The sequence below is a fragment of the Oenococcus sicerae genome (genome assembly GCF_004102045.2).
Taxonomy (GTDB): domain Bacteria; phylum Bacillota; class Bacilli; order Lactobacillales; family Lactobacillaceae; genus Oenococcus; species Oenococcus sicerae.
Genome location: NZ_CP029684.2, coordinates 1,304,766 through 1,328,225, shown reverse-complemented (window position 1 = coordinate 1,328,225; position 23,460 = coordinate 1,304,766). Strand labels below are relative to the sequence as shown.

At 41.6% G+C, this 23,460-nt stretch carries 29 protein-coding genes and 1 tRNA gene; 4 read left to right on the top strand and 26 right to left on the bottom strand.

Annotated features, from left to right (window positions below; translation table 11 throughout):
- Positions 1-21: 21 nt before the first annotated feature.
- The 22 genes from DLJ48_RS06855 to DLJ48_RS06755 form a co-directional block, all read right to left on the bottom strand.
- Positions 22-252: a hypothetical protein gene (locus DLJ48_RS06855; protein WP_128686737.1), complete on the bottom strand. Its 231-nt coding sequence runs from the start codon at positions 250-252 to the stop codon at positions 22-24.
- A 2-nt stretch (positions 253-254) separates the two neighbouring features.
- Positions 255-398, bottom strand: a complete 144-nt coding sequence (locus tag DLJ48_RS06850) for a hypothetical protein (protein WP_161566120.1) — start codon at positions 396-398, stop codon at positions 255-257.
- 22 nt (positions 399-420) lie between these two features.
- Complete coding sequence (locus DLJ48_RS08600) at positions 421-4,890, bottom strand: hypothetical protein (protein WP_243148548.1); 4,470 nt, start codon at positions 4,888-4,890, stop codon at positions 421-423.
- A 14-nt stretch (positions 4,891-4,904) separates the two neighbouring features.
- Positions 4,905-5,270 carry a DUF6711 family protein gene (locus DLJ48_RS06840; RefSeq protein WP_128686736.1) on the bottom strand — a complete coding sequence of 122 codons (366 nt, stop codon included), beginning with the start codon at positions 5,268-5,270 and terminating at the stop codon, positions 4,905-4,907.
- Positions 5,271-5,284: 14 nt separating this feature from the next.
- Positions 5,285-7,435 carry a transglycosylase SLT domain-containing protein gene (locus tag DLJ48_RS08595; protein WP_243148546.1) on the bottom strand — a complete coding sequence of 717 codons (2,151 nt, stop codon included), beginning with the start codon at positions 7,433-7,435 and terminating at the stop codon, positions 5,285-5,287.
- A gap of 60 nt (positions 7,436-7,495) precedes the next feature.
- The gene (locus DLJ48_RS08590) at positions 7,496-9,373 is read right to left on the bottom strand and encodes a hypothetical protein (protein WP_243148544.1); all 1,878 of its coding nucleotides are present in this window, start codon (positions 9,371-9,373) and stop codon (positions 7,496-7,498) included.
- 32 nt (positions 9,374-9,405) lie between these two features.
- On the bottom strand, positions 9,406-9,678 hold the full coding sequence (locus tag DLJ48_RS06830) for a hypothetical protein (protein ID WP_128686735.1): 273 nt from the start codon (positions 9,676-9,678) through the stop codon (positions 9,406-9,408).
- Positions 9,679-9,767: 89 nt separating this feature from the next.
- Complete coding sequence (locus DLJ48_RS06825) at positions 9,768-10,166, bottom strand: DUF6096 family protein (protein ID WP_128686734.1); 399 nt, start codon at positions 10,164-10,166, stop codon at positions 9,768-9,770.
- 84 nt (positions 10,167-10,250) lie between these two features.
- Positions 10,251-10,706: a phage tail tube protein gene (locus DLJ48_RS06820; RefSeq protein ID WP_128686733.1), complete on the bottom strand. Its 456-nt coding sequence runs from the start codon at positions 10,704-10,706 to the stop codon at positions 10,251-10,253.
- 3 nt (positions 10,707-10,709) lie between these two features.
- Positions 10,710-11,078, bottom strand: coding sequence for a hypothetical protein (locus DLJ48_RS06815; protein WP_128686732.1), 369 nt, complete (start codon positions 11,076-11,078; stop codon positions 10,710-10,712).
- A complete protein-coding gene (locus DLJ48_RS06810) occupies positions 11,075-11,629 on the bottom strand; it encodes an HK97 gp10 family phage protein (RefSeq protein ID WP_128686731.1) in 555 nt (184 codons plus the stop codon). The genes DLJ48_RS06815 and DLJ48_RS06810 overlap by 4 nt, the downstream gene beginning before the upstream one ends.
- Positions 11,622-11,978 (bottom strand): hypothetical protein, encoded by a 357-nt coding sequence (locus DLJ48_RS06805; protein WP_128686730.1) that lies wholly within the window; start codon positions 11,976-11,978, stop codon positions 11,622-11,624. Before DLJ48_RS06805 ends, DLJ48_RS06810 begins: the two co-directional genes overlap by 8 nt.
- Positions 11,965-12,279 carry a phage head-tail connector protein gene (locus DLJ48_RS06800; RefSeq protein WP_128686729.1) on the bottom strand — a complete coding sequence of 105 codons (315 nt, stop codon included), beginning with the start codon at positions 12,277-12,279 and terminating at the stop codon, positions 11,965-11,967. Before DLJ48_RS06800 ends, DLJ48_RS06805 begins: the two co-directional genes overlap by 14 nt.
- Positions 12,280-12,292: 13 nt before the next feature.
- Positions 12,293-13,348, bottom strand: a complete 1,056-nt coding sequence (locus tag DLJ48_RS06795; protein ID WP_128686728.1) for a major capsid protein — start codon at positions 13,346-13,348, stop codon at positions 12,293-12,295.
- A gap of 11 nt (positions 13,349-13,359) precedes the next feature.
- Entirely contained in the window at positions 13,360-13,713 is a 354-nt protein-coding gene (locus DLJ48_RS06790; protein ID WP_128686727.1) for a hypothetical protein, read from the bottom strand.
- A gap of 12 nt (positions 13,714-13,725) precedes the next feature.
- On the bottom strand, positions 13,726-14,358 hold the full coding sequence (locus DLJ48_RS06785; protein WP_128686726.1) for a DUF4355 domain-containing protein: 633 nt from the start codon (positions 14,356-14,358) through the stop codon (positions 13,726-13,728).
- Positions 14,359-14,517: 159 nt separating this feature from the next.
- On the bottom strand, positions 14,518-15,687 hold the full coding sequence (locus DLJ48_RS06780) for a minor capsid protein (protein ID WP_128686725.1): 1,170 nt from the start codon (positions 15,685-15,687) through the stop codon (positions 14,518-14,520).
- Positions 15,677-15,985, bottom strand: coding sequence for a ribosomal-processing cysteine protease Prp (locus DLJ48_RS06775; protein WP_128686724.1), 309 nt, complete (start codon positions 15,983-15,985; stop codon positions 15,677-15,679). Before DLJ48_RS06775 ends, DLJ48_RS06780 begins: the two co-directional genes overlap by 11 nt.
- Positions 15,957-17,420 carry a phage portal protein gene (locus DLJ48_RS06770; protein WP_128686723.1) on the bottom strand — a complete coding sequence of 488 codons (1,464 nt, stop codon included), beginning with the start codon at positions 17,418-17,420 and terminating at the stop codon, positions 15,957-15,959. The genes DLJ48_RS06775 and DLJ48_RS06770 overlap by 29 nt, the downstream gene beginning before the upstream one ends.
- 18 nt (positions 17,421-17,438) lie before the next feature.
- Complete coding sequence (locus DLJ48_RS06765; protein WP_420892153.1) at positions 17,439-18,734, bottom strand: PBSX family phage terminase large subunit; 1,296 nt, start codon at positions 18,732-18,734, stop codon at positions 17,439-17,441.
- Positions 18,724-19,488 (bottom strand): terminase small subunit, encoded by a 765-nt coding sequence (locus DLJ48_RS06760; protein ID WP_128686721.1) that lies wholly within the window; start codon positions 19,486-19,488, stop codon positions 18,724-18,726. The genes DLJ48_RS06765 and DLJ48_RS06760 overlap by 11 nt, the downstream gene beginning before the upstream one ends.
- Before the next feature lie 38 nt (positions 19,489-19,526).
- The gene (locus DLJ48_RS06755; RefSeq protein WP_128686720.1) at positions 19,527-19,808 is read right to left on the bottom strand and encodes a hypothetical protein; all 282 of its coding nucleotides are present in this window, start codon (positions 19,806-19,808) and stop codon (positions 19,527-19,529) included.
- A 142-nt stretch (positions 19,809-19,950) separates the two neighbouring features.
- On the opposite strand from DLJ48_RS06755, the gene DLJ48_RS06750 reads away from it, so the two are divergent.
- Positions 19,951-20,154 (top strand): hypothetical protein, encoded by a 204-nt coding sequence (locus DLJ48_RS06750; RefSeq protein ID WP_128686719.1) that lies wholly within the window; start codon positions 19,951-19,953, stop codon positions 20,152-20,154.
- Here DLJ48_RS06750 and DLJ48_RS06745 read toward each other — a convergent pair.
- Complete coding sequence (locus DLJ48_RS06745) at positions 20,151-20,378, bottom strand: hypothetical protein (protein WP_128686718.1); 228 nt, start codon at positions 20,376-20,378, stop codon at positions 20,151-20,153. The two genes, DLJ48_RS06750 and DLJ48_RS06745, sit on opposite strands and share 4 nt — an antisense overlap.
- A gap of 134 nt (positions 20,379-20,512) precedes the next feature.
- Between DLJ48_RS06745 and DLJ48_RS06740 the strand changes: the two genes are divergently transcribed.
- Genes DLJ48_RS06740 through DLJ48_RS06730 form a run of 3 tightly spaced genes read left to right on the top strand, consistent with a single transcriptional unit; the run spans position 20,513 to position 21,700 of the window.
- Positions 20,513-21,100 (top strand): hypothetical protein, encoded by a 588-nt coding sequence (locus DLJ48_RS06740; RefSeq protein ID WP_128686717.1) that lies wholly within the window; start codon positions 20,513-20,515, stop codon positions 21,098-21,100.
- The gene (locus DLJ48_RS06735) at positions 21,097-21,288 is read left to right on the top strand and encodes an XRE family transcriptional regulator (protein ID WP_174813058.1); all 192 of its coding nucleotides are present in this window, start codon (positions 21,097-21,099) and stop codon (positions 21,286-21,288) included. The genes DLJ48_RS06740 and DLJ48_RS06735 overlap by 4 nt, the downstream gene beginning before the upstream one ends.
- Positions 21,281-21,700, top strand: coding sequence for a hypothetical protein (locus DLJ48_RS06730; RefSeq protein ID WP_128686716.1), 420 nt, complete (start codon positions 21,281-21,283; stop codon positions 21,698-21,700). The genes DLJ48_RS06735 and DLJ48_RS06730 overlap by 8 nt, the downstream gene beginning before the upstream one ends.
- Positions 21,701-21,736: 36 nt before the next feature.
- Here the strand turns inward: DLJ48_RS06730 and DLJ48_RS06725 are convergent.
- The 3 genes from DLJ48_RS06725 to DLJ48_RS06715 form a co-directional block, all read right to left on the bottom strand.
- A tRNA-Phe gene (locus tag DLJ48_RS06725) sits at positions 21,737-21,809 on the bottom strand.
- Positions 21,810-22,058: 249 nt separating this feature from the next.
- On the bottom strand, positions 22,059-23,279 hold the full coding sequence (locus tag DLJ48_RS06720; protein ID WP_128686715.1) for a hypothetical protein: 1,221 nt from the start codon (positions 23,277-23,279) through the stop codon (positions 22,059-22,061).
- The gene (locus tag DLJ48_RS06715) at positions 23,276-23,413 is read right to left on the bottom strand and encodes a hypothetical protein (RefSeq protein ID WP_161566119.1); all 138 of its coding nucleotides are present in this window, start codon (positions 23,411-23,413) and stop codon (positions 23,276-23,278) included. The genes DLJ48_RS06720 and DLJ48_RS06715 overlap by 4 nt, the downstream gene beginning before the upstream one ends.
- Positions 23,414-23,460: the final 47 nt, after the last annotated feature.

Here is a 23,460-nt window from a genome sequence, read left to right as displayed (position 1 = left end):
AATGCCGTCAGGATTCATGTATTAACTCGCTGGCGTGGCGTCTTGTGATACTGCTTCATCAAAAACAGTCTTTTCAAAGTCGGCAAAATCTGCTTCAATTTGAGCACGGTTGGCTTTAAAGCCTTGAACATTAATTGGGTTGACCGAGAGACTGACATTACTACTGTTTACCGAACCATTGAAATAGGCTATCTGATTTCCGTTAGTATCTTTGCTTTGAGCATTGAAGCTCTGAGATTTATTAATTTCCATGATTATTTTTCCTCCTTCCTTGATACTGATTTTTGTTTTGTTTCTTCCAATATCGTTTGCAAAATCGAATTTTGCGCTTCCGAATTTGCTAATTTCGTTGCTAGGCTTGTCGCAACTTGCCGCCAATTTATTTTTTCTTGTTCCATATTTTCTCCTAAATAAAAAAGCCTATGTGGCTTTCAAAGTTTTTATTTCGTTTTCTAATTCGGTAATGCGGCTCTCATGGTCAGCCAGAGTCAGATCATTTTCTTTGACGGACAAAGCAATTAATGATGCAAATGAATAAATATCAACACCCTCGTGGCCAGTCATAATTTCGGGAATATAGTATTTTTTAACCTGATTCACATCATCGATGATTGCCGTCAAAATCGGTTTGGTGCCTTCGGTATCATCTTTATAGTTCACCATCTTAATATCCATTTTGTCAAGTTCTTCATGAGCAACAAACGGATAATCACCTAAAATGTTCTTCTTGGAAAGCAATGAATTTTGTTGAATTGGCTTATTGAACCAGAAATGATCAACCGCATTAAAATCTAAAGAATTACCCCCTGCATCGGCAACAATATTATAGGATCCCGTTGAAGGAGATGTTGTGAACCTCAAAAACCTACTGTTGGTTACAACGAAGTCGGTAAAGACATTCCAAGCATCATTAGTAATAATATTTGTTCCATGCTCCATGGTCGCGCCAGCGTACATCATGATAGCAGAACCGTTATAACGACCGAATGACATATACGAATTTGTAGTATCGCCCAACACAGAAAAGTTAAGGCCCTTAGCTGTAGTAGTAGTCCCATTTATATCAACCCAATTTTGAGTAGACATATTTATAACTAGGCTGTCGGTACTAGAAGTAAATTGTAATTTTCTGGCTTGTATATCAAGATTTGAGCCGGTTGTTGACGTTAATACTATATCTGAAGCATTAATCGCAATACGATTTCCATAATTATTCTGCCATTGAGTCTGGAAAAATGTGGCTGCGTTAGCTGTGATTTGATTAGCGTCAATGTTGACAACGTGAGCCACACTGGCATCGATCGTGCCTATCTGGGCCGTACCAATTGATGCATTCTTAATCACAGCCCCATCAAGCCAAGAAGTTCCACTAATCACTGTCGTCGCAGCATTGATAATGAATTTTCCTGTCTGCAGCAGCGTTGTACCAGCCTCTAAATTAAGCTGCGTGATTAAATCTCCTTTTTGTACACGAAGATTAATGTCGTCTTTCATGACCGTAACTTCGGCTTCGGTTGCTAGGTCTTCTGGGGCTGCTGACCAATCCGTTTTAGTGTTGCCAGATTCAATTTTGACTTTACTTGCCGTTGGATATGAAACCCTTAAATAAGCAGATCCGTCTGGGACATTAGAAATAAATGAATTGGTTTGATTAGAGGCACGTACTATAAGCTTTTTATTCGTGTCATAGTAGGCATATCTAAAATAAGAATCAGTCTCTGTCCCACTTGGAATTTTAGAAAAAACAAAGTTTTTTTGTCCTGTGACGGAAATATAATCAGCAGTCAAACTTACGCCATTCCATGCCTGAACCGTGCCATCCATCCCAACCATCATATTAGACACTTCGTTATGCCTAATAACTAAATTCGTGCCACCAACCTTCAAATTATCAAAATCTTGTTGACTGACTTTTGCCTGAATAGCAGTATTCTGCACAGAGAATTGGGCTGTCGTGTAAGTGGCTAATGAACTAACAGCGCTCGACGCTTGACTTGCTTGGCTCATGGCCGTTGCTGCGCTAGATTGAGCAATCGCAGCACTTGAATTTGCAGCTGCTGCCGAACTCATAGCCGTTGCTGCAGAAGAATTTGCACCACCAGCTAACGAATTTGCTGCACTGGCCTGACTATAAGCCAAAGCGGCACTTGATTGGGCCGCAGCTGCAGATGAGTTAGCTGCCGAAGCACTAGACACAGCCAAAGCAGCGGAATTCTTAGCAACAGTTGCATTGCTTGCAGCAGTGGAAGCGACAGTTTCGGTTGCCTTCACAGCAAATTGATTAGGCAGTTGAGCCACCATCGTTTGATAAGTCGAGCTCTCAACTTTATTAGCCAACAGATCAGCTTGCTGCGTTTGATAACTAGAAAACGAGTCATTAGTTACTCGTTGGCTAATTTCAGTCGCTGTTTGAGATTTATCAGTTTGGTAAGTTTGGTTATCTACTTTTTGGCCAACAGATGTCTGTAAACCTGTAATATCTTGATGAACAGATGAGAATTGAGAATCAATATCCTCTGGGGCAACAGAATATGCAGTATCTACGTTTCCATTTTCAAGCTCGAGAAGTTGTGTATCAAGCGTATCGCCTTGGACCGGGTTAATTAACTGGAAACTGAAATAGTAACCTGTTGCATTCGCTGGGATAGTGAATGTGTGTTTAAAATAAGCCCAATCACTAGCATCAGACAAATTTGTATGAGTATCACTACTCCAAGTTGTTCCATTCGTCCCTACCTGTTCACGGATATATAATCCATGTGAAGACGCTTTATAGTAGCCGTGAAAGGTATAAGTGTTACCTGGTATCAGACCATTTAGCCGTGCGAACGAAGGCCCTCCTGTATAACGCACGTATCTTTCATTTGTTGATGCATCAGCTACATAATGTTCACCATCGGAGTCCCTCGTCCTAATAAATCCTGATGTCGGTTGACTAGTTCCAACCAGAAAAGCTGTATTATTAACGGCACTAAGTGCAGTGTTTACCATTCTGTTGACACCACCGACTTGCAAGTTATTAACTTTCGTCACAGTGGCATCAAATCCATCTGCACGCAATTTCAAATCAGCCAAACTTCCATTGGCATTCTGGAACTCACCATCAAAACCGTCAGCTCTGCTTTTCAGTGATGAGATGTCGCCTTTGGCGTTTGCCATGTCGATACTTGCTTGGGAAGCTGTATTTTGCAGGCTCGAAATGTCGCCCTTAGCATTCGCAATATCTAAAGACGTTTGCGAAGCATTTATTTGCAAATCAGCAACCGCACCAGAAGTTGTAGCAAAAGAACCGCGTAAACCAGAGACATCTGTCTTGATTGAAGCAATATCAGAGCCATTTTTTGCTGCCATAGAAGCAGTAGCTGCCAAACTTGACTGTGTGTTCGCTAGGCTGCTTTTAGTCGTTGCTAAGTCACTGGCTGCAGATGAGGCCGTAGCATAAGCACTTGAAGCCTGATTTGCAACTTGAGCGTAACTTGAGATAGCTTGTGAGGCTTTATCAAAAGCACTGTCTGCTTGACTGCCAATAGTAGCTATTTGCGGAGCAAGAGAATCATTCAAGTCATCGGTGTAGGATTTGGCGTCCGAAACAGCAGTGTCAACCTGATCGGTTACCTTTTGTGAAAATGCCTGATAAACATCCAGCACCCATTTCCCAGTACCGTCTGACTGTTTTTGATATATCCATAATTCAACATCATTGCCATTTTTTTTGTACCAAATATCGCCAAATTTAGCATCAGTGGGTTCAGAAATTGTATCGGGCCCATAAATAAAATTGCCGGTCGGGCTTCTCAAACCGAATAAGCTATCCACCTTTTGCTGCAGATTGCCTGTATAGGAATATACATCTTGTGAGGTGGAAGTTTGTTCAGCCGAAGAAACAGAAGATAGGCTACCGTCAAAAGTCATCGTATAAGCATTATTAGGAACGTTAAAACTATTGCCCTGTGTGTCTTTAAGCGCTAGCCAGTCCCCTGCTTCAATAGCTGGATTACCAAACCAATTTAAACTGAATGGATAAAAATTCAAATCCTTAATTGAATCCCAAATCTGATTTAAACGGTTTTGATCCATTAAATCATTCGTGATTTCAATTTGTGAGCCAGAACTGCTACCGGCTTGTAAAGTCACAGTATTGTCTGTAGAATCGCCTGCCGAATCAGTCGTTGTGGTTGTTACCTGACATTGAATGCCGCCAATCACATAAGGTGCTTCATTCTTTGTTAATCCGCCTTGCTCATATTGACTTGGGTCAAGCGTGTAATCAACATCCGTGGCTTGTCTAATCGTGAGTTTTCCGTCACGGTCAAACAATGCAAATCCAGCATAGAATTGCGCTATCCAGCCAATGGCATTTCGATAGGTTTGCCCTGTAATTGCTTTAGGCACATCAATCAAAACCGGAAGTCTAGCAATGTCGTCAATGTTCAAAGGCACGCCAGACAAATTAGCAATTTCAGCAATGACATCAACTACTTTGGCTGGATAAGTCAATTTAGAGACATAATTGCCTTCTAGCAAAGCCATCCTGTCATAGGCCTTAATGGTTGTCGCGTCGTTATTTCTATCCATTTCAATATCGTCAGAAATAACAAATACACCAAGCGGGCTATATTCGAATGTGCTGTCCGGCAGCTTAATGCCAATCTTGGTCGTCACGGTTTGACCCTGTTTTAGGCCTTCCACCAAGTGAATGAATGTGATTGTCACGTTGTTTTCATAAGTGGATCCGATTGCAAAAGTATCACCCGTGAAAGCGCCTGAATCATAAGCAATTGAAGCAATATCAGTGGTGTGATAATCAATGCCGTTAATATTGACAATAGCGTCTAAAGTTCTTTCGGTTGCTTGCCAAGCTGTTTTAGCTTGATCGCTTTGTATAATCAAGTGTTACCTCCTTTCTACTGCTCAATAAAGTCGGCTTCCAAATCAGTCCACACATATTGAGACAGTTGTTCGTTAAACGTGTATACAGGAGCTGTCCGATCACCTACATAAAATTGTTTGGTAACCATTCCGCCGGCCTGTGCATCTAAATAAGTGCAAGAAAAAAACTGCCCGGAAATGGCAGTTAAGATCGCTTTGCATTCCGTAACAGTGAGTGGACCCCACTTAACGGTCAGCTTAATTTTGGAAGCAATCCGGTCACGATGCATGGTGCCATTAGAATCCCTGCTTGCTTTAGCATCGATATCTTGTATGACCCACGTTAAAGTCTGTGGCGATTTAACCTGTGTCCCGCCAATTGCCAAATAATATAGTGTCAATCGCTATCATCTCCTTATAGTTTCAGCATGTTTCTTCCGTTTCTTTGATTAATCGTATTGATACCAGCGATAGCTGCATTGCCAATTGTTTCATTCCCTATCTGAATGGTTAAATGCAGATCGGTTGGTTGATTGTTACTCAAACCATTACTAGACATCTGCAGCCCCTGGACAAGTGCATTAACAATCGTAGAACCTAACTCATTGATACCACCACCACGCACATTGCTAGATTGACCAGCTTGTGTATTTGCCACATCTCCAAAACTAGTTGATTGTGATAAGGCAGTTGGTATTTGCAGGCCAGCACTGAATGTTTCACCCATAAAGGACAAAGCCTGTTGAATGAGCTCAAGTGCCCGAGGTTTATTCGTAAGTGGCAACACAATTTCTGGCTTATCACCTTCCCCGACACGATACAGGCCGTCTTGATCGATAAGACCACCATTTTCATAGCCATGGCCTTGACCTAGATAGCTCAATGAAGAACCATAACGGTTTTTAGCATAAGCAAGAGCTGCCAACAAATTGTCATAGCCATTGAAGATATTTCCGTGACCAGGGAATTTATAGTGATTAAAGGTAGTAGAGATGGTCTGCATCAACCCTTTAGCTAAATCACCTGATAGCGTGTTGACATCGGTATAGCCACCTTGCACGGCTTTTTCGTTGCCACCGGATTCCGTTTGAATCTGGCGCAAAACTTTATTAATCATCGAAGCACTTGTAGATAACCCGTTTTTACGCAAGGCTTTTTCAACATCGTCACGCCAACGGGCAACACCGTGACCTGCAGGTGTACTATTATCTTCATCGTTCTTTTTCTTAAAAGAACTTAGCAAGGATTTGAATGGCGCTGAGATACCTTGAATTAATCCGTTCCCAAGTGCTGGCGCAATGTTACTAATTAAGTCACCTTTGCCACCAGACAGACTCTTTATCGTATCGCCTGCGATACTCTGTAAGGCTTTAACCGGATTGGCAATAAATTTCGTGATTGATTCCCATTTGTCTTTTATCCAGTTACCAAATCCGGAAAGCCAGCCAAAAGTTCCACTAGCAAAATGGTTAATTCCCTTACCTAACAAGGACTTTGACGCTTGATAAGGAATAACCGTCTCCCCGCCTTCGAAATTAACCAGCTGATTTTTTCCATCCAAGACGTGAACGTTTTGTTGATTGTCGATAATGGCCTCTTGCCCGCCACCATCATTAACCATTGCCAAGCCTTTTGGAGCTCCGGGCGTTCCTTTGGCAAATTTAGGAATTAATCCAATGGCTGTTTTAGAACCGCCAAAAGCATGAATGACCGAATCAATCCCTTTAATACCGCTATTGATAAAACCAATTACACCATTCATGGCACTCTTAACGGTACTTTTAATACCGTCCCAGATACTGCCAAAGAAGCTGGCCATACCTTTCCACATCTTGCGCCAACCAGAATCAATACCATTCAAAACGTTTCCGATACTCTTAGAAACCCAATTCCAAGCGCTTGATCCAGTAGATTTGATACCGTTCCAGATATTCCCCCAGAATTTAGATAATCCATTCCAAATGTTCTTGAAGAATGAACCGATTCCGTTGAACACATTCTTAAACGTATCTGAAATCCAGTTCCATGCTTTGGAGCCGCCCGTCTTCATATCTGTCCAGGTATCGATAAAGAATTTAGCAATTGTATTCCATAAATCAATAAAGAATTTCTGAATATCTGTCCAAGCATTCTTCAGCCATTTCATGAAGTCAGACCAGATTTTTTGTCCTGTTTTCGTTTGTGTAAAGAACCAAACCAAAGCAGCTACTAAGGCCGTAATGGCAATAATGACTAAAACAATCGGGTTAGCACTCATTGCCGCATTCCATAGCCACTGAGCGGCAGCGGCCAATTTTGAAGCCTTGATAAAATCATAAATAACCAATCCGGCTTTAAGCAATGCTTCAACACCAATTTTGAAAGTGTAATAAGTCAAGAAAATCTTCATGAACGCTTCAACTACTTTTTGATGTTTATTGATCCAATCAGATATACCAAGTAAAGCTTTTTCTAGTAGACCTAAAGCACCAATAATGACACCACCAGTCCATTTAGCCAACGGCTTCAAGAATGTATCCCATAGCCAAGTAAAAGCCGGCTTAGAAGCATTTATGAAACTTGTCAATACTTTAATTGCCGCACTTAAAACGTCCAGAAATGCGGGCAATAACTTTGAAATTGTCCATCAGGCCAACGGCATTAAGATATTGTCATAGCCCCATTTAAGCCCGTCCCAAATGTCTTTATTCAGTGGCTTTAAAGTAGTCATCAAGCCATCAATTGACTTGTGCAGTGGTGCAAAATCAATCGAAGCAAAAGCTTTTTTCAAAGCCTCAACGGCCTTGATCGCACCATTCGATTGTTGAACCGGTGTATCAAAGTTCAGACTTGGCGTGCTGGCACTAGAATCAGAACTATCAGCTGTTTCCTTGTCTTGAGGCGTAAACGTCTGCAAGGCTTGTTTTGTTGGTGCGTTTAATGAGTCATTGCCATAGCTTGAATCAAGCACATTGATCTCATCAAAGCCCATCAAGGATTCAGCTAATTCCTGATTGGCTTTTTTAGTCTTTTCAAAGGCGTCTTGAGCTTCTTTGTTGGAAGCCGTGATCTGCTTATTGGCTTCCTTGACTTGTGCTGCACCCTCTTTATTGGACTTAGCAATCTGTTCGTTGGCTTTTTTGATGGCGGCTGCTGACGCTTTAGAAGCCGAACCTGTATCGTTCATGGCTTGAACTTGCGTATACAGTCCTTTAGCACCACTTCTGGCAGTTGCTTGGTTCATCCCCGTCAAAGCCGAGACAAAAGAAGCAATCCAGCCCGTTGCTTTGGAAATAGCTGACATCATCGCATTGATGGCCGGTAAGATAGCTGTGTATATCGGATAAAAGGCCGTTAAAAGGTTGACCTGGATTTGATTCATGCTGTTTGAGAACTGTTTATTGGTCATCAAAGCCGAACCAAAGCCTGAAGCAAGATTCATGATGCCTTGATAAAGCAGTCCATAAACAACCAGCATGGCCGGTAAGAATTGGATCTGTCTGATTAATTCAGTCATGGCCGAACGTGAACGCTGTGTTCCTGATGCCATTTTGCGCATCGAACTATCACCATCGTTACCGGCCTTTTTCATGCGTGAACTCATCGAGTTCATCGAATTACCCATCTCACGCATGGAAGAAGACGACTTCATGGCCATATTGGACGAATCGCCCAACTCGGTATTTAACTGACCGACAACCCCTTTCAAAGCCTCGCCACGATCTGAAACATAGGCATAGGACTTGTTTAGGCCGTCGTTAGAGCTTACGAGCTTGGCAATTCGATTCTGAACCGTGGCCAAGCTGCTTTCTAATTTGGCACTCTGTTTGTCCAAGGCTGTCGAATGGCCCATATCGTCAATCGCAATCCCGACTTCCCGATACCTTGTTTTCAAAGAACTTAACGTCCGCTCTAATCCATTGATTTGAGCTTCGTTTCGATCCATTGCTGTCGAGATTTGATTTAATGATTCGGGAACTGCACTAAACTCGCTTCGCATTGATTGCGCAAGAGCTTTTGCCTGTGTTTGATAACGGATCATTTGAGCGTTTGCACTGGCAACTTGGCTGTCAATTTTAATGCCTTGACTACCGGATTGCTGTGCCATGCTTAATGAACTCTTTTGATTCATCAAATCGTGCATTTTAGCTTGAGCGGCTTTGGCTTGGCTCATCTTGGCATTGATCGTTTGAACAACGCCATCTAAGTCTTTAGATACTTGCGTTTTGGTACCCGTAAACATCTTGCCGGTCGCCTGTCCGATTTTGTCCGAACCTTGACTGGCTGTATCTGACATACGACTGAAATATCCGCCCAGTTTCTCGTTCATTTGAGAAAGCTGTGTTGAGACCTTATCAATACCTTTTGAAATATTCAGGGCATTTTCAGTCTTCTCCATGCCGGACTTGGCTGTATCAGCTGTTTTGCCTAAAGCCTGCTGAAAAGAACTCTGCAATTTATCCAGCATCGGCTGTATTTGAGCTGTATTGACTTTAAATAAGACTTCCAGTTCTTCTAATTCCATGTTCAACCTCCTTTCATCTTTTTATCTGATAATCACTTTTTGAACTTGTTAACCTGCTTGACACGCTGGCTTTGCTGCATGAGTAGCAGTTGGTCTTTTTTCCAATCAGGGATTGTCTCTGCTGCTTTCGGCTGTTCTTTTAAGAATGGATAGGATTCTTCAGCGGTCGGCATTTTAGACGGATCATTTAAAGCAAAAGCCATTAATTCAGCCTGCTTATGATCCATCAAAGCCCTTGATTTCATATCCTGCAGCCTGTTTTTGTTATTAGCTAACGCCTGCACCATGATCTCTTCAAAATTCATTTCCCAAAACTGTTCGGCATCGATACCGGATTGAACAGCAATCGGATAAATAGCCCTTAAAAGTTCGGAAACCGTGTCATATTGCTCTTTTACAGTAGGCTGTCCGGTTGTGTCGGAACTGCTTCTAGGGTCGGCTGAGATTCCGAAACTGTCTGTAAATCCGCCTTCTTGCCTCCGAAAAAACCTGATTCCTGAAAAAGATCAGTTAAAACGGAGAATAGGTCCATTGGCGAATGGCCTTCTGCATAATATTTATCGAAAGCTTTAAAGATCGCTTCGTCAGAAATACCGTGTGTCTGGTTAGCGCCTTGTAAGACAATCAGCATTTCGTTAAGTGGCGGCAATTTCATTGAGCCATCACCCGACATAAACAGACTCATCATGGATTTTCCCAAACGCTTTTCAATATTTAAAATGTCTCGGCCTGTTAATTTGAGTTCAAGTGTCAAGCCGCCGAAATCGATTGTATTTGTTGCTTTTTTAACCATGTATTTCTCCTAATTTTTTGTATAAAAAACAGGCTTCTCAACCTGTCAGGGCGTGTATAAGCCGCCTTCGCTTCAATTTTTTAATTAAGCACCTGTTGGCGCAGGTGTAAAGTCTGGACCATCTGAAACAACGATCGAGATCGTGAAGGTAATGGCGCCATTGACGGCTGCATTTTGAACAGTCAGCGTAAATGATCCCGTAAAGGTAGCTTTCATGCCATCAGGATAGGTAATCTGCCATTTGTACTGAACACCATCCCCATCTTTTGGAATCAAAGCACTAAAGTTAACGCCTTTATAAATCACGTTAAAGGCTAAGGTTGCCGCTGCAGCCAGTCCAGATACGCTTTTGCGTTTAGTGTCCGCAAGCGAGGTCACATCAATCGAATCAGGTGCAGCACCGATGTCGGGTGTTGTTTGAATACCGGCCACATCAGTGAATGTTGTGCCATCAACTGACCAGCCTAGTATCGTACCAGTAGCAGCCAAACCAGCACTGGCATCGACTGTCGCAAAACGCTGTAAATTAATTTTTCTCATAAATCATCCTTTTTGGTAAACACGAAATTGACTGTTATCAACTGTGCCAGTGAAACGAATCACTGTTCGGTTGGCACCGTTCAAATCTTGTGTACCGGTTGTATTTAAAAAGCCCATCGCACCAAATAGTGAGATGAGCTTATTAGTTAGAGCAGTTAAACTGCCATAGTTTGTAAATAAATCAATCGTGATCGTCCAATCTGTCTGAATTTCCTGCATATCGCTATCTACAAAAGCTGATGTATGCGAAGTTTGATAGACAGCCGTTGGATATACAGCAAACGTATCGGGATAATTAGTCGTAACGGCTTTAATATCAGGTACAGACATCAATGTTTGATAAGTGATAGCCGCCATGTTGATAATTGTCATGAACTGCCTCCTAACTTTTCGTGCAAATCTTGCTGAACACGATTTTTAATGATCGTTTCCGATTCATCTTTCACTTTGTGAATGGCAGGTACCATAAACTGCCGAGCCGGCTGACCATTTGTCCGGTAATACTCTTTATCACCAAATTTCATTTTCGGCATGCCATAAAGGGCTGTTAAATCGCCCTCCACTTCATCGACCGGTATAAACCAAGGTGTCTGGCGGTAAGCAATGCTTTGTCCAAGTGGCAAGTCCTTATAAGATTCCTGCCCATGAATTCCAGTTCCGAGTTCTCGGTAAGCGCTAATGGGGCTGTCAGACCATAAACGACCTACAACATTGCCATCTTTATCGACGACTTCATATTTCAAGCTGCGGGCCAATTCGCCAGTGCCATGTTTCACACTTGATTGCAATTCACGCACGGCATAGCCTTCGGCTTTTTCTACAATGTCATAATTGGCATTTTTGATTGAATCATGCAAAATGCCGGGCAATCGTTGCAGCTTAGCACGCAGTCTATCCAATCCTTTAATCTCAATATCAGCCATTAGTACCACCTTGATCACGTTTTTCTAGCGTGATGTTTTTGTGTGTGCTAAATGTCTGAATGGCGTTGATTAAATAATCTGGATCGCTATCTTTTGAAACATTCAGACAAACGCCCCAGTTTTCATTGACGCCTTCCGTAATCAGGTTCCCTTGATACTTACCAGCCTTAATGTACTTAAGCTGCTTACCCCAGATTTGTGCATTGACAGCACCGCCTGCTGCTTGAACAGTCATTTTAATAGCAACCGGAGTACCCCAGCCAGGTGGCAAATTATGGCCTTCATCATCTTGGCCTATGATTGGTTCACGTAAGTAAACAATCTGCTGACCATTTTCACGAAGTCTCATAAAGTTCCCCTGTGTTGGCTATCCGGTATTTAGCTAAGCTATGCCTGATTTCAAGTGGGATTCCTGCTTCAAAATCTTCCGTGACACCACCTTCGATACGTGCGGTACTTCCTTCTGTGCCATTCCGGTTATAAGCAATAATGGCTAATTTTTTAGCATAGACAGCCATATTGCCAATTGGCTTATCTCGGTTAGTGTAGTCAAGAACCTGAGCTAAGCCATCTATGAAATAGTCAGTCGCTTGATCGGCAGTGATGCCTAAACGGCTGACTAGTGATTGAATTTGTGCTGAATTGTCCATGACTACCTCCTGATTAAGCGATTACCTGTGCTTGGAAGACCTCGTCACGTGCAGCAAAGCTTGGCAAAGCAGTTGCAGCAGCCAAAGAGAATGTGCCTACAGGATCATCGCTTGACTTATAAACTTTTGCAAAGACGTTTCCAACATCACTAGCACTAATGTCAGTACCAGCAATGGCAGAGACTTCGTCAGGTGTTGGGCCAAATACCTTTTCACCGATTGGGTCATCATTCATCAAGACAATACGATTTTCTGGGAAGTAGCGTGTAGCAGTTTTTTTACCGTTAGCTCCTTCCTTGTCATACTTGTTGTCATAAGTACGGATAATAGGCAAATTGTGCATCTGCATAAAGGCATCAAAATCATTTGAGCTAAGTGCACGAGTCGTTGTCCCATAAACAGCTTGCAGAACCTTAGCGTTAGTCGTGATCAGACGATAAATCTTAGTTGAAGTCAAGGCACGAGTTGCTGGAATATCCAAAAGATCAGACCACGCTTCCAAAGCGCCCAAAATATCCAAGCTAGTGTTGTCACTATCCCAAGTGATATTGTTTGTACCTGATTTAGTCATATCAGCTTGGTGTGCAGCTGGAACATGATAGTCAGCACTGTAAACATGGTCTTCATCGATTACTTTCCCAGTGGCTAAAACGTCCATAGACATCTTTTCAACACGAGACAGGATGCTTTGAACCAGTTTCTCAATGTCGTTATAAACATGTTGCGTTAAGGAATTTTGTTCGGCTTGATCACGAGGATTAGCCAGAGCGATCAATTCTTTCTCACCAATTCGCAACTTACGCTTGATATAAGCCAGCTCTAGTGAGAGCTTGCTTGCTGAACGACTGCCAATCTCGGCTTCTGCGTCAAACGCTGAAAACGAAGCAATCGTTGGAATCGGTGTGTCTCTGAGCAATTCATCAAGTTCAAGTGATTCAACTCGACGTGATGGGAACAAGCTATCGCCTAAGTAGGGCTTGTAAGTTCTATTAGACGTGTAATCCAAGACCTCTTTTTGTGAAAATAGGTCTGCAATATCTGCAAACCTTTGTAAATTAATATTCTTCATGAATCCTCCTATTATCCTTGTGGTTGTGCTGCTGCTACATCGGCTGCATCTTTAAAGTGGATCGTTGTCAAAGCTGTGACAGCTGCTGTCGTTGGTAACACTGGCAATCTCAAACCAAATACCCAGCCTTCTCTTACGATTGGCACAAGTTGAGTGCCATTGGACACATCAACTTCGTTCAAAGTGATACCTTGAGCGCTTGCATCGTTAGTTGGAAATACTGTGCCGGCTGGGATCACTTTGTGACCGAGTTCGTCAGTTTGCACAGCATAACTTGTTGCGTCTACTTTGTCGGTAAACGAAATAAAGTGTTCGGAAGCCAAGAAATTAACTTGGTTAGCATCCACATCTTGTGAAATATACATAAACTTCTCCTTTTATTTAATCGTCCAAATAGAATCTTTGACGACTGCTTTTTTGTTTGCTTTTTCAGCTAAGATCTGACCGACTGACTTTTGTGCGCCACTGCCTGATCCGCTAGGAACATTGGATGAACCAGCTAAAGCCTTGTCAACACCGACTTTTAACGCTTCACGAAAGCCTTCAGTTACCGTCTTGTAAGTAGCGTCCAGATTATCTGTATCAGCAAATGCCGGTGAGAATGCTTTGGCCAAGCTAACAGGTAAACCATCTTCAGCTAACTTGTTCGTGATATTGGCACGATTTTCCTTGATCGTGACTTCCTTTTCACGTTCATCTAGCTTCGCTTGACTTTGCTTGAGGTTATAAGCAGCCTTTTCAGCGTCGGTCATCTTGTCATAAGACTTTTGATCATTCTGTTCTGACTGCCACTTGGCTTTTAAGCCGTCAATTGACTTGGCAAAGCGCTTGTCATAAGCAGAATCCAAGAAATGAGTTAAATCATCTTCGGTCTTAAATGACTTAAACGGCTTATCTTCTTCATGAACCGGTGGCGTAACAACTGGTACTGGTTTACCAGCTGGGTCGCCACCCCCAGCATCTGGATCCTCTTCGGCAAATCTTTGCAAATTTAACAAAACATGTTTCATAAAATTTCCTCCTAGCTCGCATACATCTAATTCACTCCACAAAAAAAGCACCTCATACAGGCTGACCCGCATACGATGCTTGATTATTAGTTGGAGTAGTTAAACCCACGCACGCTATTTATTTGCCCAGTTTATGACGGCATATGACAGGCCGTGTCATCATTTATGATTATTGATAATTTCTTCCCAGTCCTGGTAAGTTTTGCCTTGCTGCAGTTGGAAAGTTTCACCGGTATTCGGATTATTTGCTGTGCGTGTGCCAGTGTATGGACTGCCAGCATAGTAAGCAATGGCTGTCGTTCGACAATTTGGATGCATGGGCGCCAAATTGACACCTACTTTTGCCTCACTAACTTTAAACACACGACCGTCAATGTTTCGACATATAGTCGAGGTTCGGTTATCCAAAACAGCCACTAACTGATATTCCTTAACGTTGTGTGCTTTCCACCCATCTAGCTTAGTCTGATTGTGAAAGTAATTCGCCTCAGTTCTAATCAAGCGCTTGGCATTAAATATGCCCGTATTAAACTCTTTTTCAATTGCCAATGACATATCATGTTCAGTCATGCCGGACATCGCCTGTGCCGTAAATAATTCGTCCAAACGAGTGGCCAATTGATCTGTGTTATGCCAAATACGCTGTGAATAGTTCTTGCCTAAATAGTGCTGGTCCAAAGCCTGCTTTACATAATCGCCAGACAATTGCTTAAAAGATGTGATCGCTTTATCAGGCAGGGCTTTGACTGTCGTGATCGTCTTGCCAGTCTCTGGATTGACAATCTTAATCGTCTTATCGGCCTTGTTTAATTCGGGTACATAACCTTTTTCATACAAGTGAACATCTTGAGTGACATCCCCGATAATTCCTTCGGCATTGGCCTGATTCCATGCGTCTTGAATAACTTTCGTGTATAAGTCAGTCGATTGGCCGATTTCAACACTGGCTGCCTGTTTGACCGATATATAAGCCTTGGCTTTCAACTCTTCAAGTTGTGTGATCCGACCCTTTGCAGCCATTGCAGACAAATAATCTTTGACCTGCTTTTTTGATTGAGCATCGGTCATGTTTTTTGTCAAAGCGTTTAACGTCACCAATTCACTCGGGCTGATTGTTGTATTTAAGATATCGGCGATTTGATCGGCTGTGTACTGGCCATTGCCAAAATAGCGCTGATAAATGCCATTAACCTGATCAGTCAGATAATTCTGCGAACGGACATAAGCTCGTGTGATCGTATCAACTTTGCGATTGGCCTGATCGTGACTTTTCTGTTCATTTCTGACTGCCCTCAATTGCCAATAGGTCAGTTTGTCTTTATCGGACACGCTGCACTCGTTCTAACATCACAGTCAAGTTCTTCGGATAGCTGCCGGCAATTAAAGTCAATGTCTCGATTAAGCTATCAATAAAACGCTGATCGCCAACGTTTTGAATATCAGCTGTTAAGTCATATTGACTGCCATCGTCAATCACATTTGCTTTGGTCAAGCCACGAGCCGTGTGGTCCAATAAAACTGAGACAGCACTGCAAACAATATCTTGACCATAATCAGCAAAACCCGCATGACCAGTGGCAATTAAGCGAATTTGTTGCTTATTTTTTAGTATTTTGATTTGGATCATTGGCTTTGTCCTCGCTATTCGATGATTTATCCGTGTTATAAGGCGGTTGATCAATATTTGCACCAGTGTCATCCGTTAAGGCTGCTTGGTTGGTTTTAATGTTATCAACCGTCTGCTGCTTCATCTGATCGATGACTTCTTGAGGACTATCAGCACTCGGCAGCCAGCTATAAGTAATCGTGCGTGGAATCACACCATCAGCGTTTTTAATGTTGGCCACAATGTCGGTTAAATTAACCGGAATGTTCGGCGTAAAAGTGATCTGGCAATCGGAAATATCAACCTTTTGCCCTTTGATTGTCAATACATGCTGCATTAAAGACAATCGTTTTCTCAGACCTTTAGCCATGTAGCTGGATTTGATCGAGAGCAAGTTGCCCATCGCAAACAACTTGTATTTCATGGCTTCTCCGCTGACGTTGCCCATAAAGTTCTCATCGTTCATATTCGGAATGTAGGAAATCTTATGGATATCATTTTCAACGGATTTAGAAAGAATTTCGATTTGTGTTTCATCAAAATTCTTTGTCAGCCATTCCACAGAAGCACCATCTTCACCTTTGCCAGGTGCGCCATTGATCATGCCGTTTTTAATACTTGAACCCGTGTCCTTATCTGAATCAAGCGTAAAACCGTAAACGACCAGCAAGGCATCAATAAAATCCTGCTTATCGGTAATGCGGTCTGACTGCAGGGTATTGTAGTCATCGATTGAGGGAATAACCTGTTCAAAATCCCCTTGTCGCTCTTCATTATTGCGATATTCAACAACCGGTACATCCCCAAAATAGTGTTTCTCGACTGTTTTATCGGCATTGTTATCAAGTTCATCCCCCATTGAGGTTCGATACTGAATCACGTTCTGACGTGTATAAACAGTTATCAGACAGCCATTTTCATAGCCTTGCAAGTTCCTTTTCTTCTGCACGTAAATGGCAAACAAAGGATTGTGCTCAACTGTATCATCGGTCACCATGACAATGGCACGCGGGTCGATCTTCTCAATTCTGATCTGGGTATCCGGTGCTTGATCTGTGCCGATATTCTTCAAATAAATCAGCTCATCACCAGCGCCAAAAACGGATAGATCCTTCTCTAATTCCGTATCATGCGACTGAATATCAATCGCCTTTAAAGCATCAATAATCGGCTGAATCAAGCCTTTTTTAGACGCGTAGGCAATCGGATTGCCAACTGTAAAACCCGTGGCCATGTCCGTAATGTATTTGGCATGGTTCACAACAGTCCGATTGTTGGATGAATGCTGATTATTAGTCATCGTATGCTTTAAGATAGCTTGCTTGCCATCATAATAATCAAATAATTTCTTCAGTCGACGGATCGCTTTTTTGTGTGTTGAAATCGCATAATTCAGCACATCTAAGCTTGGATCGTTGACATTTGCTAGTAAACTTTCGTCAATTGCTAAACCCATTTAATCATCTCCTTTCCGTTAGTTGTTGTATAGATTAATTCGCTTCGTAATTGAAACGATTTGCTTTTTAAAGATAATCATGTAGACAAAATATCTCATGGCATCACATGCATGATCGTGTTGTTTAACCGGTTTATCCTCACCACGTTCGGAAGCTTTATCATCCCAAATGTAAGAAGCCAATTCTTTGAACAGATTCTTGCATTTCCTTGTAAAAAGTATCTGTCCGGTATTCATAGCTGTTTGTGTCGCACGTATACCGTCCAACACGTCATTTTTAGCTTTGATAACTGTCCGGCCACGCTTTTTGAGCAGTGTAATAAAAGAGGCAGCACTCGGATCGACAATAATTGTTGCCTTGATACTGCCTAAGAATTTGTCTAAATCATTTGCATACTGCTCATCTGTACGCTGATGCTGGGTGGTACGGCCTGAATAGTAATACTCGTCCAAACAGTACCAGACGCCGTTAAAAAGACCCCACAGCAAGAAAACTGTAGGGTTTAAAGTCCCGTAGTCGCAAGACACATAGTATTTTTCATAAACTGCGTCATCAGGTGGATCAACTACCATGGTGTTCTCATCGAAGTTATCGTAAATAATACCTTCGGACATGACCCACAAACCCAAGATATAACGCTGATAAAAGACGCCTGAATACATCCGCTCAAAGCGTTCTCTGATTGCTTGTGACAGTGATGGATTATCCGACATCGTAAAGTGAATACGAATAGCCTTGTGCTTATCTAGCTGATCAAGGTACTCGACTTTAAACCAGTGGTATGGACCAGCCGGGTTGCAATTAAACCATAACTTAGAACCATCAACAGAACATCTAGCAGTTGCCTGGTTGACAAACGATTCAGGCATCAAAGCCACTTCATCAAAAAAGAACCCAGCCAAAGTTATACCTTGTACCAAGTCCTGACTCGATTCATCTTTGCCGCCAAAGAGAAAGTAGTAGTTTGTCTTGCTGCCTTTTGTGATCACTAATAAATTTTCTGTACGTGAGTCGTGTACGGTGTAACCACGGCTTTCAAGCATGGATTTGAGTGGTCTTACAACGTTTCGCCTGAGTGATCCAATCGTCTTACCGGCAATACCAAACTGCTGGTTGCTAAAAGTATGCATCGACCACAGCACATAAGATAAAGACATGATGACCGTCTTGCCAGCACGCACAGAACCATCTGCGATGATCGCTTCTTTATCTTTGGTGCCAGCATAACGCCACCAGGTCAACACTTTTAACTGCTTAATAGAAAAAGGATCGAAGTGAAATTTAGTGCGATGCAAACGAAAATCAAGTTTCATCTTCATCACCATCTTTCCAAATATCGCCCATCTTTTTATCGATTGCTGTTATAAAACCATCATCGCTATCATCTTTGACTTCTGGTTCAGGTAGGCGGTCAAGCAGCTCTTTCATGGCTTTTTGCTTGTCATACAGCTCGACTACAACGCCATCTTTGCCAATGTGTACCGACTTGATCAAACTGGTGTCAAGGCCGTTTTTATCCTTTAACTGCACCCATGAATTACGGTATTTAACCGGATTATCATCAGTATCTAACTTGACGTTACCTGCTTCATCTTCGGCTAAAACATCGTATTTACCAAAGTCTAGGTAATCGCCGAGATTAGCCGTAGCTTGTTTAGCGAACTCTTTTAGAATGTCATTAGCCGTCAAATATAAGTCGGCTGACTGCTGCTGTTTGAGTTCGGTTAAAAGAGATTTAACGTTAGCATTCGCAAGCATTCTAGATCCGTTTGTGTGTGCCGTATCATAATCGACTTCATAAGCTTTTCGATATGCCCATGTAGCGTTATAGCGTTGCAAATAGTACAAACAAAAAAGCCGTTGCTTTTCAGTTAATCCAGGGCTTTCATCTATTTTCTGTGCAACGCTTTTTGCAACAACTTTGCGTTGCGTTGCAACACTTTTAGGCCATCCGTTGCGCGCCTTCCATGATCTAACAGTGGAGAGCGATACCGCGTACTTTTCAGCAATGTCTTTATACTTCATGCCAGCTAAATAATCTTGTTTAGCTTCTTCTTGCTTTGTCACATCTATCGCTCACCCCCTTTCAAATAAAAAAAGAGCCCTTAGACTCTTAATTCTCTTCTAGCTCTTTCTGTCCTAGCCTCTTTGGCAGCTTTTCGATTAGCTAGCCTTGATAAGACGATCAGAATATCTTGATAATTGTTGACATCTACGAATAGCCCAACCCCTTCTAATTTTAAGAAGTCTTTGACGATTTCCCTTTCAGTCTCACCGTACTTTGATAAGTCCATTTCCATGAATGGCTCAAGCTTGCCGTCATACGCTTCATAGATTTCATATTTATCAGTTTCTCTTACGTAGAATGCCATTTTATCTTTTGTCATTTTCTTATCTCCTTGTGGCTGATCGCTGTATCAACCTTACAAGAATAAGTATAAGGGAGTGTTTATATATATACAACCCCTTATATGAATTTGTCATACAATTGTAATAAACAACCCCTTATAATTAAATTAAGGAGGAAACATGACAGAATCAATTAATAAAACACCTGAGAGTGTTAGAAAAGCTGTAGAAAGGTATCGTGCAAAAATGACACCAGAAGAACGCTATGCCAAAAAATTAAAGTACAGTGCCAATACATATATTAAAAAGCATGCAACAGTTGAAGATCTTAAAAAGATTCAGATTCTTGTCACTGATCGACTGAATGAACTAAGCAAGCATTAATTATCCGCACGCAATTCATACTTCCACGTTGCCATGTTGTGCAGCTCCATAAAAAAATCAACCTCAGCTAAGTGAAGAAAGTGCTTAGCTTGGTTGATTGATGGTGTGCGTTTGATGTGGCATTTAAAAGCTGATTGCACATAACAATTATTTGCTGTGTCATATAAGACTAATAAGCCTTTTACATCACCGTGATCTTTGCCGTATCTATCTGCGTAAATCATGGCACGCCACCTATCTTAAATTGTGATAATTGATTTTTCATTTATGTATTTTTGTAATCTAATTGTAACCTTATAAGGTTGTATACATCCTTTAAAGGATGTATACTATTCTTTGTTGATAAGGAGATAAGGAAATGACAGAAATTGATTTTACAAAAGCAGAAGCACAAGGATGGGTTCGCTGGACGAAAGGCGATAAAGACCGTTTATACTTTAATATAGATAAGAATGGTGCCCTTGATCTTGGGTACTACAAAAGCGGAAACATCAACTTTTCTGAGTTACAAGGCGAAAAGATCAGCCATGCAGAAGCATATAAGCTTCTTAGCGAAAAAGTTTATTTCGACTTAAATACCGGGAAAATGGTTGCCGACGATTCTACTGAAGCCGACACTATCAAAGAAATTGCCGAAAATTCTTTAAAAGAAATTAAAGTTGAAGAAGTTAAGCCTGAAGCTAAAGAAGTTGAAGTTGAAGTTGAAGTTGCTGAAACAATCGAAGGTATCACAGGAACTACGCTTAGCATGGATCTAACCGGAAAAAACGGAAAAGATGTTGATAGGCTCTCTGATTTATTTAGTGACGCTGTTATGAGCCAAGCTGACTATGACAAACTGGTCGATATCTGGAACTTGCCTGCAAGTGATACAGTCGAGCATATCTTAAAAGGTCTTAAGTCGGCCGGGCTGATTGAAGGTTACAGTATGAAGGATTCCTTGTGATTATCGATACAGACAAAATTGCAGAACTTCTTAAGTCACATATAAGCCAGTATAAAATTCACAAAGATACTGGCTTTAGCCAAGGAAGCTTAAGCGATCTGCGACATGGCAAAACAAAAATTGAAGATTTGACAGTTAAAAATGCCACTAAGTTGGCGAAATATTACGATGAAATTCATCATGCCTAACCGACATCAAAACTTAGTTGGTCGTGTCTACCATCACTTGACCGTGATTAAAGATGACGGTGCCCGTGGAAAATCCAATGCAGTCATGTGGCTATGTCTATGCGATTGCGGTCGATATACCCATGTCAGCACAGCCATGCTTAACTCCGGTGAGATTCAAAGCTGTGGACATACCCATCTAAAAAACATACAGCCATCAGAAAAGCGCCACTTATCCCAGCTGAGTGACCGACTACCAAAAAATAATCATACTGGCGAAAAAAACATCTCAGTTGCTTATCGATATGGCAAGCAAGTCTATCGTGTTGCGATCATGTATCAACGGCACCAACACAGTGGCTTTCGTCATACGCTGCCCGAAGCCATCAAGCTAAGAGAAAAGTTAAGACATCAGTTTTGGCCTGGATATTAAGCTCATAGTTTATAGACATAGTAGCTTTGGTCATAACGCCAAGGGTATGAATTGAACATACGACACCGAGTGCTTCAAACTCGTGCTCTCCCAACTGAACTACCACGGCATGCATACTAGCCATCATTGACTGCCGAACTATTGGCTGTGCAGACTGCACTCTGATTAAGCATTTACGTGCACCAGTTTTGAAACGAGTGTGCTCTCGTATTGGCGTTCGTGTAACCTACGTTTAACTGACAGCAATTAAGCACAGTACCAACTATGTATGCTGCGTTTACCGACATGACAGCTTTCGTCTGGTTTGATTAAATGGTTTTCCTTCCATGCGTATATACGTTGTATATACATTGTGTTGTTAGATGTAATGAATATCCTTTAAGTCCGTATCACTAAATTCAATCACTTCCATTTTTCGTGTGTTGCCAACAAAACCATTTTTGTATTCGTACTGGTCTTTAGGCTTAAACGTGCTTACCTGGTTGACTAGCACACCTATTTGGTCAGCCTGCTCAATTGTGTGCCGATGACCTAACAAAGCCATTCTAAACGTTGATTTAGCCCAGATTAAGGGGTATTCTTGTGCGAACAATTCAGATGTTTTCGGCTTAGCATAATTTCCGTGCATGGCAAATATTCCTACTGACTTACCCACAAGAAACGCATTCCTAAAATCAACGTGATCGGGTATATCCATATCAGGATATTTAAAACGAAGCATTTCATTAAAACCGATTGATGAATCTTCATCGTGGTTACCTAGAAAAGCCCGATAATGAAATTCTTTAGAACGCTGGTAACCAGCTTCCAAAATCGGAAACATAAACTTTTCAGCATCAAAAATAGACTGCCGATAGTCAACGTGATCAATCAATGTACCAGCAGTTGTTTTTGATGTTTCAAAATCGTCTGAATGGATTAAGTCATTGAGTTGAACAATCCATATCTGTTTCCAGCCACGATGAATTAGTTCCAATAATTCTTGCTGCTGCTTAATCACGTCTTCATAGTGTGTCCAGCCAAAATGGAAGTCTGAACAAACAATGACTAAATTTCTATCCGACGAAATGGGACTTTTGATTAACTTGATCGGATCAATTTTTTCATTGAATAGTTTGATTAAGTCATCGGTCGATAAGTCTGCAGACGTTTTTGGCTTAGCTGAAAACTTAATCTGGTGATTCCACATCGTCAGGCCATCGGAATTAGTCACTGACCAATCGTTATTAGTCACATTTGACAGCGTCCATTCAGACGGTTTATAGCCACCAAACTTTAAAATATCTTTCGGCGTTTTCTTGGAACGGTGTTGAAAATCAGCGAACTTCAAACTGAAATTAAGATTATCGATATTGCCGTTTTCGTCATAATCTGCTTTTGACTGAAAGTCTTCTTTTCCGTCTGGCGACTTATCAAACTTGTACTTGCCACGCTCGAAGTCATTTAAAGCATGATTAACAGAGCTCGCAGAAATATATGTATTAATCTGCTTACCGATTTTTTTAGCAATGGCTGGATATGCTAGGCCAGACGAACGTAAGGATTTTGCTTGGTTTAATAATTCTGGTGTCCACTTCATGAAATAAGCCACCCGAAGATAAATGAAAGCAACCAGCCAATGAACAAGCCAGTCCAGAAACGGCTATGTAGTTTTGTTTTCAGGCGCAGGTTTTCAAAGCGCAGATCTGAATTTTCATTTTCTAGTTTGTTCATAAAATCTCCATAAAAAAAGAGCTGATTATTTAATCAACTCTTGTAGT

What these genes read in the sequence shown, in the direction of transcription:
- DLJ48_RS06855 (WP_128686737.1), bottom strand. Translation starts at nt 252, where the DNA reads ATGGAAATTAATAAATCTCAGAGCTTCAATGCTCAAAGCAAAGATACT.
- DLJ48_RS06850 (WP_161566120.1), bottom strand. Translation starts at nt 398, where the DNA reads ATGGAACAAGAAAAAATAAATTGGCGGCAAGTTGCGACAAGCCTAGCA.
- DLJ48_RS08590 (WP_243148544.1), bottom strand. Translation starts at nt 9,373, where the DNA reads ATGGAATTAGAAGAACTGGAAGTCTTATTTAAAGTCAATACAGCTCAA.
- DLJ48_RS06830 (WP_128686735.1), bottom strand. Translation starts at nt 9,678, where the DNA reads ATGAATTTTGAAGAGATCATGGTGCAGGCGTTAGCTAATAACAAAAAC.
- DLJ48_RS06825 (WP_128686734.1), bottom strand. Translation starts at nt 10,166, where the DNA reads ATGGTTAAAAAAGCAACAAATACAATCGATTTCGGCGGCTTGACACTT.
- DLJ48_RS06820 (WP_128686733.1), bottom strand. Translation starts at nt 10,706, where the DNA reads ATGAGAAAAATTAATTTACAGCGTTTTGCGACAGTCGATGCCAGTGCT.
- DLJ48_RS06815 (WP_128686732.1), bottom strand. Translation starts at nt 11,078, where the DNA reads ATGACAATTATCAACATGGCGGCTATCACTTATCAAACATTGATGTCT.
- DLJ48_RS06810 (WP_128686731.1), bottom strand. Translation starts at nt 11,629, where the DNA reads ATGGCTGATATTGAGATTAAAGGATTGGATAGACTGCGTGCTAAGCTG.
- DLJ48_RS06805 (WP_128686730.1), bottom strand. Translation starts at nt 11,978, where the DNA reads ATGAGACTTCGTGAAAATGGTCAGCAGATTGTTTACTTACGTGAACCA.
- DLJ48_RS06800 (WP_128686729.1), bottom strand. Translation starts at nt 12,279, where the DNA reads ATGGACAATTCAGCACAAATTCAATCACTAGTCAGCCGTTTAGGCATC.
- DLJ48_RS06795 (WP_128686728.1), bottom strand. Translation starts at nt 13,348, where the DNA reads ATGAAGAATATTAATTTACAAAGGTTTGCAGATATTGCAGACCTATTT.
- DLJ48_RS06790 (WP_128686727.1), bottom strand. Translation starts at nt 13,713, where the DNA reads ATGTATATTTCACAAGATGTGGATGCTAACCAAGTTAATTTCTTGGCT.
- DLJ48_RS06785 (WP_128686726.1), bottom strand. Translation starts at nt 14,358, where the DNA reads ATGAAACATGTTTTGTTAAATTTGCAAAGATTTGCCGAAGAGGATCCA.
- DLJ48_RS06775 (WP_128686724.1), bottom strand. Translation starts at nt 15,985, where the DNA reads ATGATCCAAATCAAAATACTAAAAAATAAGCAACAAATTCGCTTAATT.
- DLJ48_RS06770 (WP_128686723.1), bottom strand. Translation starts at nt 17,420, where the DNA reads ATGGGTTTAGCAATTGACGAAAGTTTACTAGCAAATGTCAACGATCCA.
- DLJ48_RS06765 (WP_420892153.1), bottom strand. Translation starts at nt 18,734, where the DNA reads ATGAAACTTGATTTTCGTTTGCATCGCACTAAATTTCACTTCGATCCT.
- DLJ48_RS06755 (WP_128686720.1), bottom strand. Translation starts at nt 19,808, where the DNA reads ATGACAAAAGATAAAATGGCATTCTACGTAAGAGAAACTGATAAATAT.
- DLJ48_RS06750 (WP_128686719.1), top strand. Translation starts at nt 19,951, where the DNA reads ATGACAGAATCAATTAATAAAACACCTGAGAGTGTTAGAAAAGCTGTA.
- DLJ48_RS06745 (WP_128686718.1), bottom strand. Translation starts at nt 20,378, where the DNA reads ATGATTTACGCAGATAGATACGGCAAAGATCACGGTGATGTAAAAGGC.
- DLJ48_RS06740 (WP_128686717.1), top strand. Translation starts at nt 20,513, where the DNA reads ATGACAGAAATTGATTTTACAAAAGCAGAAGCACAAGGATGGGTTCGC.
- DLJ48_RS06730 (WP_128686716.1), top strand. Translation starts at nt 21,281, where the DNA reads ATGCCTAACCGACATCAAAACTTAGTTGGTCGTGTCTACCATCACTTG.
- DLJ48_RS06720 (WP_128686715.1), bottom strand. Translation starts at nt 23,279, where the DNA reads ATGAAGTGGACACCAGAATTATTAAACCAAGCAAAATCCTTACGTTCG.
- DLJ48_RS06715 (WP_161566119.1), bottom strand. Translation starts at nt 23,413, where the DNA reads ATGAACAAACTAGAAAATGAAAATTCAGATCTGCGCTTTGAAAACCTG.